Source organism: Variovorax sp. 350MFTsu5.1, assembly GCF_048302515.1.
Classification (GTDB): domain Bacteria; phylum Pseudomonadota; class Gammaproteobacteria; order Burkholderiales; family Burkholderiaceae_C; genus Variovorax; species Variovorax guangxiensis.
Map to the genome: position 1 here is coordinate 562,736 of NZ_CP157620.1, position 16,760 is coordinate 579,495.

The 16,760-nt window shown below is 69.7% G+C and carries 12 protein-coding genes; 8 read left to right on the top strand and 4 right to left on the bottom strand.

Annotated features, from left to right (window positions below; translation table 11 throughout):
* Positions 1–122: 122 nt before the first annotated feature.
* The gene (locus ABL843_RS02480; RefSeq protein ID WP_418118851.1) at positions 123–2,372 is read left to right on the top strand and encodes a LamG-like jellyroll fold domain-containing protein; all 2,250 of its coding nucleotides are present in this window, start codon (positions 123–125) and stop codon (positions 2,370–2,372) included.
* Positions 2,373–2,397: 25 nt separating this feature from the next.
* On the opposite strand, the gene ABL843_RS02485 is transcribed toward ABL843_RS02480, so the two are convergent.
* The gene (locus tag ABL843_RS02485) at positions 2,398–3,429 is read right to left on the bottom strand and encodes a LacI family DNA-binding transcriptional regulator (protein WP_369659905.1); all 1,032 of its coding nucleotides are present in this window, start codon (positions 3,427–3,429) and stop codon (positions 2,398–2,400) included.
* A gap of 217 nt (positions 3,430–3,646) precedes the next feature.
* Between ABL843_RS02485 and ABL843_RS02490 the strand changes: the two genes are divergently transcribed.
* From ABL843_RS02490 to ABL843_RS02500, 3 genes are all read left to right on the top strand, one after another.
* Positions 3,647–4,999: a GntP family permease gene (locus tag ABL843_RS02490; protein ID WP_418118852.1), complete on the top strand. Its 1,353-nt coding sequence runs from the start codon at positions 3,647–3,649 to the stop codon at positions 4,997–4,999.
* 11 nt (positions 5,000–5,010) lie between these two features.
* The gene (gene gntK, locus ABL843_RS02495; RefSeq protein ID WP_369659903.1) at positions 5,011–6,570 is read left to right on the top strand and encodes a gluconokinase; all 1,560 of its coding nucleotides are present in this window, start codon (positions 5,011–5,013) and stop codon (positions 6,568–6,570) included.
* Between the two features lie 64 nt (positions 6,571–6,634).
* Positions 6,635–7,642 carry a helix-turn-helix domain-containing protein gene (locus ABL843_RS02500; protein ID WP_418118853.1) on the top strand — a complete coding sequence of 336 codons (1,008 nt, stop codon included), beginning with the start codon at positions 6,635–6,637 and terminating at the stop codon, positions 7,640–7,642.
* 37 nt (positions 7,643–7,679) lie between these two features.
* On the opposite strand, the gene ABL843_RS02505 is transcribed toward ABL843_RS02500, so the two are convergent.
* Together ABL843_RS02505 and ABL843_RS02510 are read right to left on the bottom strand one after the other, a co-directional pair.
* Positions 7,680–8,081 (bottom strand): GFA family protein, encoded by a 402-nt coding sequence (locus ABL843_RS02505; protein ID WP_418118854.1) that lies wholly within the window; start codon positions 8,079–8,081, stop codon positions 7,680–7,682.
* Between the two features lie 5 nt (positions 8,082–8,086).
* Complete coding sequence (locus tag ABL843_RS02510) at positions 8,087–8,800, bottom strand: YebC/PmpR family DNA-binding transcriptional regulator (protein WP_126022283.1); 714 nt, start codon at positions 8,798–8,800, stop codon at positions 8,087–8,089.
* Positions 8,801–8,904: 104 nt separating this feature from the next.
* Between ABL843_RS02510 and ABL843_RS02515 the strand changes: the two genes are divergently transcribed.
* Entirely contained in the window at positions 8,905–10,611 is a 1,707-nt protein-coding gene (locus ABL843_RS02515) for a M14 family zinc carboxypeptidase (RefSeq protein WP_418118855.1), read from the top strand.
* A gap of 27 nt (positions 10,612–10,638) precedes the next feature.
* Here ABL843_RS02515 and ABL843_RS02520 read toward each other — a convergent pair whose 3' ends face one another.
* Positions 10,639–11,556 carry a LysR family transcriptional regulator gene (locus ABL843_RS02520; protein WP_126022281.1) on the bottom strand — a complete coding sequence of 306 codons (918 nt, stop codon included), beginning with the start codon at positions 11,554–11,556 and terminating at the stop codon, positions 10,639–10,641.
* Positions 11,557–11,652: 96 nt separating this feature from the next.
* Here ABL843_RS02520 and ABL843_RS02525 point away from each other — a divergent pair, with 96 nt between their 5' ends.
* Genes ABL843_RS02525 through ABL843_RS02535 form a run of 3 tightly spaced genes read left to right on the top strand, consistent with a single transcriptional unit; the run spans position 11,653 to position 16,693 of the window.
* A complete protein-coding gene (locus ABL843_RS02525; RefSeq protein ID WP_418118856.1) occupies positions 11,653–13,065 on the top strand; it encodes an aspartate aminotransferase family protein in 1,413 nt (470 codons plus the stop codon).
* Positions 13,062–15,401 carry a N,N-dimethylformamidase beta subunit family domain-containing protein gene (locus ABL843_RS02530; protein ID WP_418118857.1) on the top strand — a complete coding sequence of 780 codons (2,340 nt, stop codon included), beginning with the start codon at positions 13,062–13,064 and terminating at the stop codon, positions 15,399–15,401. The genes ABL843_RS02525 and ABL843_RS02530 overlap by 4 nt, the downstream gene beginning before the upstream one ends.
* On the top strand, positions 15,398–16,693 hold the full coding sequence (locus tag ABL843_RS02535) for an MFS transporter (protein WP_418118858.1): 1,296 nt from the start codon (positions 15,398–15,400) through the stop codon (positions 16,691–16,693). Before ABL843_RS02530 ends, ABL843_RS02535 begins: the two co-directional genes overlap by 4 nt.
* Positions 16,694–16,760 lie beyond the last annotated feature (67 nt).

The following is a 16,760-nucleotide window of genomic DNA, read 5'->3' on the forward strand; positions in this document are numbered from 1 at the left end:
TGCATTTGCGACGCAATGCAAGGCCATTGCATTCACCGCTGCGCGCAATGGCACGCCGCGCGGCGGCGCGGGCGCGCGGGCATGCCGATTGCTGAATCGACTCCTTACAGGTTTCTGCAAGGATGCACGCGTTGGACGACGACAAGAACGGCTTCTCCCTGGATCGCCGCGTTTTCTTTCTGGGCACGGCAAGTGCCCTGACCCTCGGGACCACGGCTTGCGGAGGAGGGGGAGGCAGCTTCTTCTTTCCGGCAGCGGGCACCGGCACGCAGGGCTCCCCCACTGCCACCACCGGGCAGCCGCAGACGACGGTCACGGCCACCGACGCGGTCGACACGACAACAGCACCAACAACGGCAGAGCCGGTCACGCAGACACGAAAGTTCGTACACCCCGGCCTGCTGCACACCGAGGCCGACTTCGAGCGCATGCGCCAGAAGGTCGCGGCGCAGGCACAGCCCTGGCTCGACGGCTGGAAAGCGCTGACCTCCAGCGGCCGCTCGCAGCTCGGCGCCACGCCGCGGCCGCTGGCCACGGTGATTCGCGGCGGGGACGGCCAGAACTTCGCGCAGATGTACATCGACATCGCGCGCGCCTACCAGCTCGCATTGCGCTGGAAGGTCTCGCAGGACAAGCGCTATGCCGACCTCGCGGTCGTCTTCCTGAACGCATGGTCGTCCACGCTGACGCTGGTCACCGGCAACTCCGACCGCTTCCTCGCCGCCGGCATCTACGGCTACCAGTTCGCGAACGCGGGCGAGATCATGCGCAGCTACGAGGGCTGGGCCGCGAGCGATTTCGCGCGTTTCCAGAACATGATGCTCACGCTGTTCTACCCGCTCAACCACAGCTTTCTGATCAACCACAACGGCTCCGAAATCACCAACTACTGGGCCAACTGGGACCTGTGCAACATCGCGTCGATGCTGGCCATCGGCGTGCTGTGCGACCGTACCGACATCTACGACGAGGCGATGGGCTACTTCAAGGCCGGCCAGGGCAATGGCGCGGGCCTGCAGGCGGTCTACCAGGTGCATCCGGGCTACCTCGGCCAGTGGCAGGAAAGCGGCCGCGACCAGGGCCACTGCACGCTGGGCATCGGCCTGGCGGCCGCGTTCCACGAGATGGCGTGGAACCAGGGCGACGACACCTACGGCTACGAGAACAACCGCTTCCTCGCGGGCGCCGAGTACGTCGCCAGATCGAACCTCGTCGACAGCAGCACCGGCACCTTCTACACCGTGCCCTTCTTCACCAACGTCAACAGGCAGGGCACGCAGTCGGTGCTGGCGACCGGGGGGCAGGGGCACCGGCGCCCCGTCTGGGAGAGCGTCTACAACCACTACGCGAACCGCCTGGGCGTCGCCGCGCCCTACACCTCGCTGCAGGCGATACAGATGCGCCCCGAGTCCGACGGCGGCAACGGCGACCAGCTGGGCTTCGGCACGCTGACTTTCACGCGCGATCCGTTCGCGGCGCCGGGCAAGCCGAGCGGGCTCACGGCGCACGTGCGCGGCACGCAGGTGGTGCTGTCGTGGTGGGGCTGCCCCGATGCGCAGAGCTACACCGTCAGGCGAGCGAGCACCGCGGGCGGGCCCTACAGCGACATCGCATCGGGCATCACCGACACGCTGACCTTCACCGACGCCGGTGTCGGGGCCGACGATGTCTGGTACTACGTGGTCGTCGCGGTCGGCGCATCAGGCGAGAGCGCCGCCTCCAACGAAGAGCGCGCGGCGATCAGGGCCGAACTGCTGCTGCAGCTGAAGTTCGACGAATCCGCGGGCACGCAGGCTGCCGACGCCACCGGGCGGTTCGCGGCCGGCGAACTGCAGGGCGACGCGACCTGGACCGCCGGACGCAAGGGCAACGCGCTCGCCCTTGGCGGCACCAACGGCTGCGTGGCGCTGCCTGCCGGCGCGGCGAAGAACATCGCCGACTTCAGCATCGCGGCCTGGCTCTACATCGACACGCTCGCGACTTGGTCGCGCGTCTTCGACTTCGGCTCCGGCACTCGCCGCTACATGATGCTGACGGTGCGCAACGGCAGCGGCGTGCCGCGTTTCTCCATCACCACCGAGCACGGCTACAACGAACAGGTGATCGACGGCTCGGCGGCGATGCCCACCGGCCGGTGGGTGCATGTGGCGGTGACCGTGTCGGACACGCTGGGCACCCTGTACGTGGACGGCGTCGAAGCCGGCTCCAACGCGCAGATGAGCCTCGCGCCCGCCGACCTCGGCGCTACCACGCAGAACTGGCTGGGCCGCTCGCAGTATTCGAGCGATGCCTTCCTGAAGGGCCGCATCGACGACTTCCGCATCTACGGCGGTGCGCTGGGCAGCGCGGAGGTGGCGGCGCTGGCGCTGTAGGCCGCGCGCCTTCGGTTGCCTGGCCTCAGCTGCTTTGCCGGGCCATCAGCTCGAAGCCCAGGTCCACCGTTCGCTCGGCCACGGTCTCCCCGCGCATCAGCGCCAGCAGCATCGCGGCCGCGCGTTCGCCGATCTCGCGGCGCGGCGTGCGCACGGTGGTCAGCGGCGGCAGCATCTGGTCGCTGCCGCCCAGATCGTTGAAGCCGGCGATCGCCACGCGCCGCGGCACCTCGACGCCGTTGCGCAGCGCGGCCAGCAGCGCGCCCTGGGCGAGGTCGTCGTTGCAATAGAAGATGGCGTCCACGTCGGGGTGGCGCGCGAGCAGGTCCTCGAACTGGCGGCCGCCCAGCGCCATGGAAGTCGGCCCCGGCACCAGCAGTTCGAGCGCGGGGTCGTGGCAGCCCGCCGCGCGCAGCGCCTCGCGATAGCCTTCCAGGCGCATCATCACGCGCGGATCGAGCTGGCCGGCGGCATAGGCGATGCGCCGGCGGCCGCCTTGCAGCAGGTGCTGCACGATGGCGCGCCCCGCGTCGCGCTGCGAGAAGCCCACGCTGTGCACGCCCGCGTCGGCCGAGGTTTCCATCAGGTACACGCAGGGCGCGTTGCTGCGCTCCAGCATCTGCACGGCCGCGTCGCTCCGGTCGAAGCCTGTCAGCAGCACGCCTGCCGGGCGCTGCGAGAGGTAGCTGCGCAGCAGCGCCTCTTCCTGCCTCGGGTCGTAGTGCGTCACGCCGATGAGCGACTGGAAACCGTGCGGCGACAGCGCGTCCTGCACCGCCTCGAGCAGCTCCACGAAGAGCTGGTTGGTCAGCGATGGGATCAGCACCGCCACGTGGGAGCTGCGCGCCGAGGCCAGCGCGCGCGCCGCCACGTTGGGCACGTAGCCGAGCTGGTCGACCGCCGCCTGCACGCGGGCCTGCAGCTCGGGCGCCACGTTGCGCGCGCCGCGCAGCGCCCGCGACACGGTGATCGGGCTCACCCCGCAGGCGCGCGCCACGTCGTCGAGGGTGACGTGGCTGGAAGAGCGGGAGCGCGGGCGGTCGGGGGTGTCGGCCATGGTCGGGCGTGTCTCAGGGTTAATACCAATCCGGATTTGGATAGCGCTGTCCTAGGATAGCGCTATCCCAGCCCCTGGCCGATTCGGAAAAACCCGAGCGCCCACCAGAGCGGGCTTTTTTTGAATCGTGCAGGATAGCGCTGTCCCGAAGCTGTCCAGCCCACCGGGCCGCCGCCTTGCCTTGTTTTCGCAAAGGCCCGGTTCCAGGAGACAACCCATGTTCGGAATGAGCCAAGAGATCTTCCTGCTCGTCGACGCCCTGGTGGCGATCCTCGGGCTGATCCTTCTGATCACGCGCTGGCGCGTGCACCCCTTCATCGCGCTGACGCTGGCCGCGGGCTTCCTGGGCCTGACCTCGGGCATGCCGGTGGACAAGGTGATGAAGTCCTTCCAGGACGGCTTCGGCGGCGTGCTGGGCTTCGTGGGCATCGTGCTCGGCCTGGGCACCATGCTCGGCAAGATGATGGCGGAGTCGGGCGGCGCCGACCGCATCGCGCGCACGCTGATCGACGCCTTCGGCCGCGAGCGCGTGCACTGGGCAATGATGTTCGCGGCCTTCCTGGTCGGCATCCCGCTGTTCTTCGAGATCGGCTTCGTGCTGCTGATCCCGCTGGTGTTCATCGTGGCGCGGCGCACCGGCGTGTCGCTCATCCGCATCGGCATCCCGCTGCTGGCGGGCCTGTCGGTGGTGCACGGCCTGGTGCCGCCGCATCCGGGGCCGCTGCTGGCCATCGGCGTGTTCAACGCCGACATCGGCAAGACCATCTTCTATGGCCTGATCGTCGGCCTGCCCACCGCGATGATCGCGGGCCCGGTCTTCGGCAAGTTCATCTCGAAGTACGTCCCTGGCGAGGCCTCGCCCGAGCTGATGGAACAGCTGGCGCGCGAGCCCGAGGCGCGCGAGCTGCCCGGCTTCGGGATCACGCTCGTCACCGTGCTGCTGCCGGTGGCGCTGATGCTGCTGAAGACCTTCGCCGACGTGGCGCTGGACGAGAAGAACATCGTGCGCCAGTGGATGGACTTCATCGGCCACCCGATCACCGCGCTGCTGGCGGCGCTGCTGCTGTCGCTCTACACCTTCGGCACCGCGCGCGGCTTCACGGCCAGGCAGATCATGAAGTTCGTCGACGACAGCCTCGCGCCCACCGCGGTCATCGTGCTGATCATCGGCGCGGGCGGCGGCTTCAAGCAGATGCTGGTGGCCAGCGGCGTGGGCAACGCGATCGGGCAGATGGCGCTGCATGCGCAGGTCTCGCCGATCCTGCTGGCCTGGCTGGTGGCGGGCTTGATCCGCATCGCCACCGGCTCGGCCACGGTCGCGACCATCACCGGCGCTGGCATCGTCGCGCCGCTGGCGACCATGGTGCCGGGCGTGAACCGCGAGCTGCTGGTGCTGGCCACCGGCGCAGGTTCGCTGATTCTTTCGCACGTCAACGACGCGGGCTTCTGGCTGGTGAAGCAATACTTCAACATGAGCGTGGCCGAGACCTTCAAGACCTGGACCGTGATGGAAACGCTGATCTCGGTCGTGGCCATCGTCTTCATCATGCTGCTGAACATGGTCGTCTGAGGAGAAAAAGCATGGGTCGCATCGTCATCGGCGTCGACATCGGAACCACCAGCACGAAGGCCGTGGCCTTCACGCCCGCCGGGCGCGTGCTGGCGCACGACGCGACCGAATACCCGCTGCTGCAGCCAGAGGCTGGCGCCGCCGAGCAGGACCCGCAGCAGATCTTCCAGGCCGTGCTCTCGGCCATCGCCAGCTGCGTGAAGCAGGCCAAGGCTTTGCCTGCCGACGTGCTCGCCGTGTCCTTCAGCGCGGCGATGCACAGCCTGATCCTGGTCGACGACGCGGGCGTGCCGCTCACGAACAGCATCACCTGGGCCGACCACCGCGCCTCGGCCTGGGCCACGCGCATCCGCGACGAGTGGGATGGCCTCGCGATCTATCGCCGTACGGGCACGCCGATCCATCCGATGTCGCCGCTTGCCAAGCTGGTGTGGCTGCGCCACGAGCGCGCCGAACTCTTCTCGCGCGCCGCGCGCTTTGTCGGCATCAAGGAGTACGTGTTCTTCCGGCTCTTCGGCCAGTGGCAGGTCGACCATTCGATCGCTTCCGCCACCGGCCTCTTCGACATCGAACGGCTCGAGTGGGACGAGGCAGCGCTCGCGCTCGCCGGTGTGCACGCCGAACAGCTTTCGCGCCCGGTGCCGACCACCTGGCACGTCGAGGGCCTCGCGAGCGACGTGGCGAAGCAGCTGGGGCTGGCGCGCGACACGCCCTTCGTCATCGGCGCGAACGACGGCGTGCTCTCCAACCTGGGCGTGAACGCGGTGGCGCCCGGCGAGGTGGCCGTGACCATCGGCACCAGCGGCGCGATGCGCACCGTGGTCGACCACCCGATGACCGACCCCGAGGGCCGCACCTTCTGCTACGCGCTCGCCGAGCGGCGCTGGGTGGTGGGTGGGCCGGTGAACAACGGCGGCATCATCCTGCGCTGGGTGCGCGACGAGTTCGCCTCGGCCGAGGCCGAGACCGCCAAGCGCCTGGGCATCGACACCTACGAGGTGCTCACGCGCATCGCCGAGCGCGTGTCGGCCGGCTCCGAAGGACTGGTGTTCCACCCCTTCCTCACCGGCGAGCGAGCGCCCTACTGGAACGCCGACCTGCGCGGCTCCTTCTTCGGGCTGGGCATCCACCACCGCAAGGAGCACATGATCCGCGCGGTGCTCGAGGGCGTGATCTTCAACCTGCACAGCATCCTGCCGGCGGTGGAATCCATCGCCGGGCGCAGTGCACGCATCAAGGCCACCGGCGGCTTCGCGCGCTCGGGCATGTGGCGCCAGATGATGGCCGACGTGTTCGACCGCGAGGTGGTCGTGCCCGAGAGCTTCGAGAGCTCCTGCCTCGGCGCCGCGGTGCTCGGGCTCTACGCGCTGGGCCATGTCGATTCGCTCGACGCGGTCGCGGGCATGGTCGGCGCCACCCATCGCCACACGCCCAACGCCAAGAACGCCGCGCTCTACCGGCAGCTGCTGCCGGTGTACCACTCGCTGCCGCGCAAGCTCGGCGAGGAATACCGGCTGCTCGCCGCATTCCAGCAGCAGACGGCGGTGCCACCGTCGCAGCGGCGAAGCTGACGGCCTGCCGGTCGTCGTTGTCCATCGGAGATTTGCTGAAGGAAAACCGGTCTTGCTGAACACGATGACACCCGCTTCCGTTTCCCACGCGCATCCGCACGCGAAAGCCGCGCGACCCCTGTCGCCGGCACGGCGGCATGGCGCGCGCGGCATCGAGGCGGCCGCATGGCGCAAGGCGGCGTTCCCCGCGCCGGTTCGCGCTGGCGAAACGGGCGACATCTGCGCCACGGTCCGGTGCGAGCCGGCCTCCGGGCCCGCGGCCCACGAGAGCGCAACGCGCTGCATGCACGACCACGAGCTGCACCTGATCGGCGCCGCGCCGGCACGCCTGCGCATCGGCAGCGGCGGGGACGAAGAGGTCCACAGCTTCGCACCCGGCACCGTCGTGCTGCTCGGGCCCCGGCTGCCGCGCAGCCTCGCGTTCGAGCATCGCGCGCTGCCGGGCAGCGGCTCCACGGATGGATTGGTGCTGCGCTTCGGCGACGAGCCGCTCAAGCGCGGCATGGCGCTCTTCCCGGAACTCGCCGACGCCGGGCCGCTGCTGGCCCGGGCGCGGCTGGGCGTGCGGTTCGTCGGCCTGGAAGCGGGCACCATCGCGCGTCTGCGCCGCGTGGAGGCGTCGAGCGGGCTCGCGCGCTTTGCCGAATTCGCCGCGCTGCTGAACGAACTCGCGCAGTGGCGCGACTACCGCGTGCTCTCCGGCGTCGCCCTGGCCGGCGAAGGCCTGGGCGAGGACGCCCGCGCGCTGCGCATGTGCAAGGCGATCGACCACATCCGCGACAACTACGCCGAAGACCTTTCGCTTGCCGATGTTGGCGCGATCGTGGGCATGCGCGAGAACGCCTTCTCGCGCAGCTTTCGCCGCACCACCGGGCAGACCTTCACCGACTTCGTGATCGGCCTGCGCGTGGCCAGGGCCTGCCGGCTGCTGGCAACGACGCGCCAGCACGTGAGCAGCATCTGCTACGAGGTGGGCTTCAACAACGTCTCGAACTTCAACCGGCACTTCCGGCGGATCGAGGGAATGACGCCGGGCGAGTTTCGCGCTCGCCATCCGGGAACCGCCGGCTGAAGCGCGCGGGTGGCAGCACGAAGCGCGATGCCCGGCTTCAGCCGACGTGGCCCTGGTACTGCGGCAGGTCGTCCGTGATCGTGAACCATGGCGCCTTCGAACCCACGAAGATGTGCGCGTCCGGCCGGATCGCGGGCACGTCGACCAGCGTGCCCAGCGTGACGTGCACGTACTGCCCGTCGCGCACCACCGAGCACAGCAGCGAGCCGCATTTCGCGCAGTGCAGGTCGCCCGCGTCGGGCTTGCCGTAGACCGTGATGCCGTCTTCGCCCTGCGTGATCGCGAACTTGCTTCGCTCGATGCCCGCGAAGGGCTTGAAGGCCGAGCCGGTCGCGCGGCGGCAATCGGCGCAGTGGCAGTTGAGCGAATAGGTGAACTCGTCTGCCACCGCGTAGTGGACGGCGCCGCACAGGCACCTGCCGGAAAGCATGCGCGGCATGGGGCTCAGCCCGCCAGCCCCACGTACACGTTCTGCACGTCGTCGTTCGCGTCGATGGCAGCGAGGAAGGTTTCGACTTCCTCCAGCGCCTCGGCGCTCAGGCTCGCCGGATCGACGGGGTTCTTCGGCTTGTAGCCCAGCTTGGCCGACAGCACGGTGAAGCCTTGCGCGGGCAGGGCGCGGCTCACGAGGTCGAGGTCGGTGGGGTCGGTGAGGAAGACGGCGGGGTGGTCCTCGCCGGCCGGTTCGAAGTCCTGCGCGCCGGCTTCGATGGCGGCCACTTCGGGGTCGGCGTCGGGGCGGGCGGGCTCGGCCTCGATCATGCCGACGTGGTCGAAGTCCCAGGACACCGAGCCCGAGGTGCCGAGCTGGCCCTTGCGGAAGAGCACGCGCATCTCGGGCGCTGTGCGGTTCACGTTGTCGGTGAGGCATTCGACCATCACCGCCACGCGGTGCGGCGCGAAGCCTTCGTAGATCACGTGCTCGTAGTTGACCGATTCACCCGTCAGGCCCGCGCCCTTCTTGATGGCGCGGTCGAGCGTTTCCTTGGGCATCGAGGCCTTGCGGGCCTGCTCCACCGCCAGCCGCAGGCGCGAGTTGGAGGCAGGATCGGCTCCGTTGCGCGCGGCCACCACGATTTCCTTGACGAGCTTGCCGAACAGCCGGCCCTTGGCGTTGGCGGCGATGTCCTTGTGCTTGGCTTTCCACTGGGCGCCCATGTCGTTTCCTTGAATGAATATGTATTGCTTGCGGCCTTGTCTGGCTCTTTTGAAGAAAGAAGGGCTCGATGACCGGGAGGGGCGACTACTGTAGCCTTCTTCCCATGACCGCTCCACAGGACACCTCGTACGTCACGCCGTTCGAAGCAGGCAACGGCAACCAGACCACCACCTGGGCCGAATGCATCGCCTTCTACGAGCGGCTGGCCAGTGATTTCCCCGGCGTGCTGCGCTGGGGCGAGATAGGCACCTCGGACACCGGCGCCCCGATCCATGCGGGCGTGGTCACCGCCGACGGCGTGTTCGACCGCGAGACGCTCAAGCGCCAGGGCCGCCCGGTGTTCTTCAACAACAACGGCATCCACCCCGGCGAGCCCGAGGGCATCGACACCTGCATGGCGCTGGTGCGCGACTTCTGCACGCAGCTCGGCAGGCTGGCGGCACTGGGCGACACGGTGTTCCTCTTCATCCCGGTCTACAACGTGGACGGCTGCATCGACCGGCAGAGCACTTCGCGCGTGAACCAGCTCGGGCCCGAGTCCTTCGGCTTCCGCGGCAACGGCCGGCACCTGGACCTGAACCGCGACTTCATCAAGTGCGACAGCCTCGCCGCGCAGGTGTTCAACCGCTTCTTCACCGCCTGGGACCCGGACGTGATGGTCGACACCCACACCTCCAACGGCGCGGACTACAGCTACACCATGACGCTGATTCCGACCCAGCCCGACAAGCTCGGCGGCGGGCTCGGCGCCTTCCTGCGCGAGAACATGCTGCCCGCCGTCTACGCCGGCATGGCGCGGCGCGGCTGGCCTACCTGTCCGTACATGAACCTGCTGGCCGAGACGCCCGACGACGGCATCGAGGACTTCCTCGACACGCCGCGCTTTTCCACCGGCTATGCCGCGCTGCACCACACCATCGGCTTCATGCCGGAGACCCACATGCTCAAGCCCTTCGCCGACCGCGTGGCCTCGATGCGGGCGCTGGTGGAGACGGTGCTCGACTTCAGCATCGCGAATGCGGCGCGCATCCAGGAACTGCGCCGCGAGGCAAAGGCTGAAGCCGCACGGCAGGCGCGCTGGCCGCTGACCTGGCGCAACGACCGCAGCCGGCCCGCGAGCCTGCGCTTCAAGGGCTACAGCGCGGTCCGCACGCCCAGCCTGCTGGGCAGCTACGAGCGCCTGGCCTACGACCGCAGCCGGCCGTGGGAGAAGGACATCGTGCATTTCGACCGCTGCGTCGAGGAAGCGACGGCCGCCGCGCCGAAGGCCTATCTCGTGCCCCAGGCATGGCGCGAGGCGATCGAGCGGCTGGCGTGGAACGGCGTCGAGTTGCAGCGGCTCGAGGAAGACCGGCTCTTCGACGCGGCGCGCGTCTACCGCATCCGCGACGTGACCTCGCGCCCCGGTGCCTACGAAGGCCACATGTTCCACGACGAGGTGGTGCTGTCGGAAAGCACCGAGCCCTTCCAGGCGCGCGCGGGCGACGTCCTCGTTTCGCTGGACCAGCCGCGTGCCCGCTACGTGGTCGAGACGCTGGAGCCGCTCGCGCACGACAGCTTCTTCCGCTGGGGCTTCTTCAACAGCGTTCTGGAGAAGAAGGAGAACTTCTCGGCCTACGTCTTCGAGGACACCGCGCTGCGCATGCTGGAGGAAGAAGCCGGGCTCAGGCAGCGCTTCGAGCAATGGAAAGCGGAGAACCCCGCTCTGCTGTCCGACCCGAAGGCGGTGCTGGGCTTCATCTTCACGCACGGGCGGCGCCATGCGGAGGCGGGGTGGCGGCGCTATCCGGTCGTCGCGCTGATGCGATAGCAGGGATTTGGGGCCTGTGAACTGGCCCTAGTCCGCTGGCCGGAACCCCGGCAGCGCATGCATGCGCCGTCGCAGCGCCTCGACGAAGGCCGTGACCCGCGCCGGCCGGTACAGCCCCGGCGGCAGCGCGACGTGCACGCCGATGGGCTCCAGCCACCAGTTGGGCAGCACGCGCTTCAGGCGGCCGGCCTGCATGTCCTCGTGGCACATCCATGGCGCCGCCGCGCCGATGCCGGCGCTGTTGAGGATCGCGCGGTAGCTCGCGAGCAGGCTGTCGGTGCGGATGGGCGTATCGAGCGCCACGATGCGTGAGCGGCCCCTGCGGTCGATGAGCCGCACGTTGCCCGTCACGTACGGGATCAGGCCCACGCACGGCACCTGCGGCAGCCGTGCCAGCGTGACGGGGCCTGTGCGCTCGAGCAGCTCGGGCGTGGCGATCAGCACCCGCTCCATGCGGCCCACGGTGCGGCATACGAGGCCCGGGTCGCGCACCTCGCCCACGCACACCCAGCATTCGGCGCCCGAGGCCGCCAGGTCGACCACGCGGTCGGTCAGCGTGAGCTCCACGCGCAGCTGCGGATGCGCGGCGCGCAGGTCGGTCACCGCGTCGGTGAGGAAGCCCGTGCCGTAGCCGGAGGGGCCGATCACGCGCAGAGTGCCCTCGGGCCGGCTCTGGCCGCCGCGCAGCCGTTGCGAGAGGCCCGACCAGCGGTCGGTCAGGTCGTGCGCCTCGGCCAGCAGCGAGCGGCCTTCGTCGGTGAGCGAGAAATTGGCCGTGTTGCGGATCGCCAGCTTGCAGCCCAGCAGCCGCTCCAGCTCCAGCAGGCGGCGGCTCACCGTGGGCTGCGTGGTGTCGAGCAATCGCGCCGCCTTGCTGAGCGATCCGCTCTCGCCGATGCGGATGAAGGTCTGGAGCAGGTCGAGCCGGTCGTGGGCGTTCTTCATGCGCCAGACGTATAGCACTTCATCGGGCCATACGTCTACCCGCAAAGGCCTGTCATGCCTATCGTCCGGGGCTGCGAACGAATGGATTGCCCACCGATGAGTGCCTCGACCGAAGACAAAACCCCCCGTACCGTGGGCGACACGCCCAAGGGCGGTTCCGTGCTCGGCTTCTATGCCGCCAAGGGCTCCCCCCGGCCGCCGCGCATCGCGCGCGGCGAGGGCGTCTACCTGTGGGACGAGGGCGGGCACCGCTTTCTGGATGCAACGGCCGGCGCGGTGGTCGCCAACATCGGCCACGGCAATCCGCGCGTGCTGGCCGCCATGCAGGAGCAGGCGGCGCGCGTCACCTTCGCCTATCCGCGCTTCTTCGAGAGCGAGCAGAGCATCGAGCTGGCCGACCGCGTCTGCGCGCTGGCGGGCGAGGGCTTCGACCGCGCCTTCTTCGTCTCGGGCGGTTCCGAGGCCAACGAGTCAGCGATCAAGCTGGCGCGGCAGTACGCGGTGGTCACGGGCCAGCCCAAGCGCGCCAAGGTCATCTCGCGCAATCCGAGCTACCACGGCTCCACGCTGGGCGCGCTGGCCGTGACGGGCGATGCGCACACGCAGTCGATCTACGGGCCGATGGTGCGCGAGATGCCGAAGGTGAGCGCGCCGCTGTCCTACCGCGTGCCCGCGGGCCACACCGCCGAGAGCCATGCGCTGGCCTGCGCCGACGAGCTGGAGACCACCATCGTGCGCGAGGGCGCCGACACGGTGCTGGCCTTCATCATAGAGCCCATCGGCGGGCTCTCGACCGGCGCGGCGGTGGCGCCAGCCGCGTACTTCGAGCGCGTGCGTTCCATCTGCGACCGGCACGGCGTGCTGCTGATCTACGACGAGATCATGAGCGGTGCGGGCCGCACCGGCGCCTTCCTCGCGGCGCACCACTGGGCCGGCGCGCGGCCCGACCTCGTCACGCTGGCCAAGGGGCTGGCCGCGGGCTACACGCCGCTGGGCGCGCTGCTGGCGCCCGAGCGCATCGTCGATGCGGTGGCGGGCAGCGGCGGCTTCGTGCACGGCCACACCTACTTCACCAACCCGCTGTCGTGCGCGGTGGCGAACGCGGTGCTCGGCGAGGTGATCGAGCAAGACCTCGTGAGCCGTGCACGCGACATGGGCGAGCTGCTGATGGCGCGACTGCGCGAGGTGGCGGAGCGCTCGCCCATCGTGGGCGACGTTCGCGGCAAGGGGCTCTTCACCGCCATCGAGATCGTGGCCGACAAGGCGACCAAGCGGCAGCTGCCGGCAAGCTTCAACGCGCCGGCGCGGCTCACCGAGCACGGCCTGAAGCACGGCATCGCGCTGTACAACCGGCGCGCCAACCTGGGCGCCTTCGGCGACTTCCAGATGATCACGCCGCCGCTGACCATCACGCCCGCCGAGATCGACGAACTCGCGGAGCTGCTCGAACGCTCGCTGCGCGGACTGGCCGACGAGATCGCGGCCAAGGGCCTGGCCACCGCGGCATGACGATGCGGCAGCAGAAGACCCTTCCGCCCCACCGCAGCCTGCGGGTGCCCGGCGTGCACGGCTACACCGACCGCAAGAGCGTGGCCGCCGGCGAGGTGGTGCGCTTCCACATCAGCAGCGACGTGCCCTACACGCTCTCGGTATGCCGGCTGGGCCCCGACACCGAGGGCCGCACCGCCGACACGGTGCTGCACAGCTTCGAGCCTTCCGCGCCGCGCGTGCATCCGATCCACCCCGGCTCCTATGTGCGCATCGAGCGCGGCCTCGACCAGCCGCTGCGCTCGCTCGCGCTCGAGTGCTGGGTGCAGGTGTGGAGCGTGGGCACGCGCCAGAGCGTGATCGGGCAGTTCGACCTGCCGGGCGCCTGCGGCTACGGGCTCTTCGTCGACGAAGACGGACGCGCGGTGTTCTATCTGGGCGATGGCGCGGCGTTCCGGACCGAGGGTCAGCTCTCGGGCGGCACGCTGCAGCCGAGGCGCTGGCACCACATCGTCGCGACGTGGGACGGCAGCGAGACGGTGCTGTGGCTCGACGGCGAGGCGGTCGCGCGCGGCCGCTTCGACGGCCCGCTGCAGCCGGGTCGTGCGCCGCTGCGCCTGGGCAGCAGCGGCATCGACGGCCTGGCGGACGCGTTCCTCGAAGGCGACATCGCCATGCCCGCGATCTACTCTCAGGCGCTGCGGCCGGAGGAGGTGCGCGCGCGCTTCGCCGACCGCGGCCTGCACACGCCGCGCGGCCGCGCCGTGCTCGCCTGCTGGCCCTTGCGCGAGGAGCGCGGCGAGGTGGTGGCCGATGCCAGCGGCCACCAGCGCACCGGCCGCATCGTCAACCACGGCACCTGGATGATCGTCGGCCCGGCTTTCGAGCCGAGTCGCGTGAACGAGTTTTCCGACGAGGGCTACGACCCGCTCACCGACCCCACGCGCGGCCACGGCCTGCGGTTGGCGAGCGACGATCTCTACGACTGCCGCTGGCCCGAGAGCCATGCCTTCCGCATGCCGGCGGATGCGAAGTCCGGCGTGTACGTGGGCCGCGTGCGCTTCCTGCTCGACGGCCGGAGCGCCGAATACGACATCGCCTTCATCGTGCGCCGCGCCCCGCACCGGGCCCCCGCGCCGGTGCTGGTGCTGTGCGCCACCAACAGCTGGCTGGCCTACGCGGCCACGCCCTTCGCGAAGAACGTCGCGAGCGACCCGGTGTGGCCGCGCCGCTCGGCGGGCCTGGAGAACAGCCACCCCGAGGCGCCGGCCTTCTGCAGCTACACCTACCACCGCGGCGGCCAGCCCACCTACCAGGTCGGCCTGCGCATGCCCTGGCCCAACGCCAGCCCCAATGCGCTGTACGACCCGGCCGATGCGGGCTTCAGCCAGTGGACCCGGTTGGAGCGCCGGCTGCACGTGTGGCTCGATCGCTGCGGCTACGACTACGACGTGGCGAGCGACCTCGACCTGCACCGCGATCCGGGCCTGCTGAAGGCCTACAAGACGGTCTTCATCAACGGCCACAGCGAATACTGGTCGCTGCCGGCGTGCGACGGGCTCGACGACTACCTGTCGAACGGCGGTACCGCCATCGTGCTGTCGGGCAACACCATGTACCTGCGCGTGAGCTACGACGAGGAATGCACGGTGATGGAGCAGCGCAAGGTGCGCGGCCCCGGCGACGAGGACGGCGCGGAGTCGGTCGAGTTGCGCCCGCCCGCCGGCCCCTACGGCGAGCAGTACCACTCGCAGGACTGGGCGCGCGGCGGCCAGTTCAGGCAGGCCGGGCGCTCGTGCGCCGAGCTCATCGGGCTGGAATCGGCGGGCTGGGCCTTTGCCGACTGCGACGACTTCGGCGTGTACCACGCGACGCAGCCGGGGCACTTCCTGTTCACGCAGCCGCATCCGCTGGGGCTGACTGAAGGCGCCACTTTCGGCCACGCGCCGGGCGGGGGGCTGCCGAGAGCCATCGGCCACGAATGGGACCTGAGCGTCGCGACGCTGAACCGCATGACGCGCAGGCTGCCCGCCGGTGAAAGGCTGCCCGAGCCGCAGCGCGGCATCCAGGTCATCGCCGAGGGGCGCAGGCAGCGCCCCGGGCGCCTCGATGCCTACCTCGACTACTACTCGCAGCCGACCGATTCGCTTGGCGGGCTCTCGGCCGAGATGATCTATTGGGAGCGCCCGCAAGGCGGCCGCGTGTTCAACGCAGGCGCCGTCGGCGCGAGCTGGGTGCTCGGCGCCGACCCCTCGTTCGAAGGGCTGCTGCGCAACGTGCTGCACCACTTCGGCGTCCGGCCCTCGACAGGCGCGGACCTTGCAGTTCAACCATCCCTGGAGCACGCAGCATCATGAGCACCATCGCCCCACGCACCGCCGACCTCTCGGAACCCGCCGCGCCGGCCTCCCGGCAGAGCACGCTGAGGGTCATCACCGCCATCTCCATCGGCAATGCGCTGGAGTGGTTCGAGATCGTGATCTACGGCTTCCTGGCTGTCACCATCTCCAAGCTCTTCTTCCCGGCCGAGAACGACACCGTGTCGCTGCTCATCACGCTGGGCACCTTCGGCGTGACCTTCGTGATGCGGCCCGTCGGCTCGCTGGTGCTGGGCGCGTACGCCGACGCCAGGGGGCGCAAGAACGCGCTGACGCTGTCGATGGCGCTGATGCTGTGCGGCACGCTGCTGATCGCGGTGGCGCCCACCTTCGCGCAGATCGGGCTGTGGGCGCCGGGCCTGGTGATCCTCGCGCGGCTGCTGCAGGGCTTCGCGGCGGGCGGCGAGTTCGGCAGCGCCACCGCGCTGCTGGCGGAGCAGGACCCGCGCCGCCGTGGCTTCTTCTCGAGCTGGCAGTTCGCGAGCCAGGGCGTCACCACCTTCCTGGCTGCCGGCTTCGGCATGGGGCTCAACGCGCTGCTCACGCCCGAGCAGCTGCTGTCGTGGGGCTGGCGCATCCCGTTCTTCTTCGGGCTGCTGATCGGGCCGGCGGGGCTGTACATCCGCCGCCATCTCGACGAGGGCATGGAGTTCAAGCGCGCCGCGCAGGAAGCCGCGCCGGTGCGCGCCACGCTGGTCGACCAGCGCGGCCGCACGCTGGCGGCGATGGGGCTCATCATCCTCGCGACCATCGTGGCCTACACGGGGCTCTTCATGCCCACCTTCGCGGTGCGGCAGCTGGGCCTGCCGCCTTCGATGGCCTTCGCGGGCACATTCTGGTTCGGCGTGCTGCAGTTCGCGCTGGTGCCGCTGTTCGGCAGCATGTCGGACCGCGTGGGCCGCATTCCCGTGATGCGCGCCGCGGCGCTGGTCATGCTGGTGATGATCGTGCCGCTCTTCTACCTGCTGGTGAACCATCCTTCGGTGCCGGCGCTGATGCTGGCGCTCACGGCGATGGGCGTGGTGGCCTCGGCCTACTGGGGGCCGATCTCGGCGGCGATGTCGGAGCTGTTCCCGGCGGCCACGCGCGGCACGGGGCTGTCGGTGAGCTACAGCTTCGGCGTGGCGATTTTCGGCGGATTCGCGCCCTTCATCAGCGCCTGGCTCATCACCGCCACGGGCAGCAAGATCGCGCCGGCGTTCTACGTGGGCTTCGGCGTGGTGGTGAGCTTGATCGCGCTGCGGGCGGCGCGCGGCTACGGCGTGAAGTGAAATGAAATAGCAGTTTTTTCCAAGCCGGCGCGCCGCGCCGTTCCTAAGCTGCGGTCATTCCTCAACT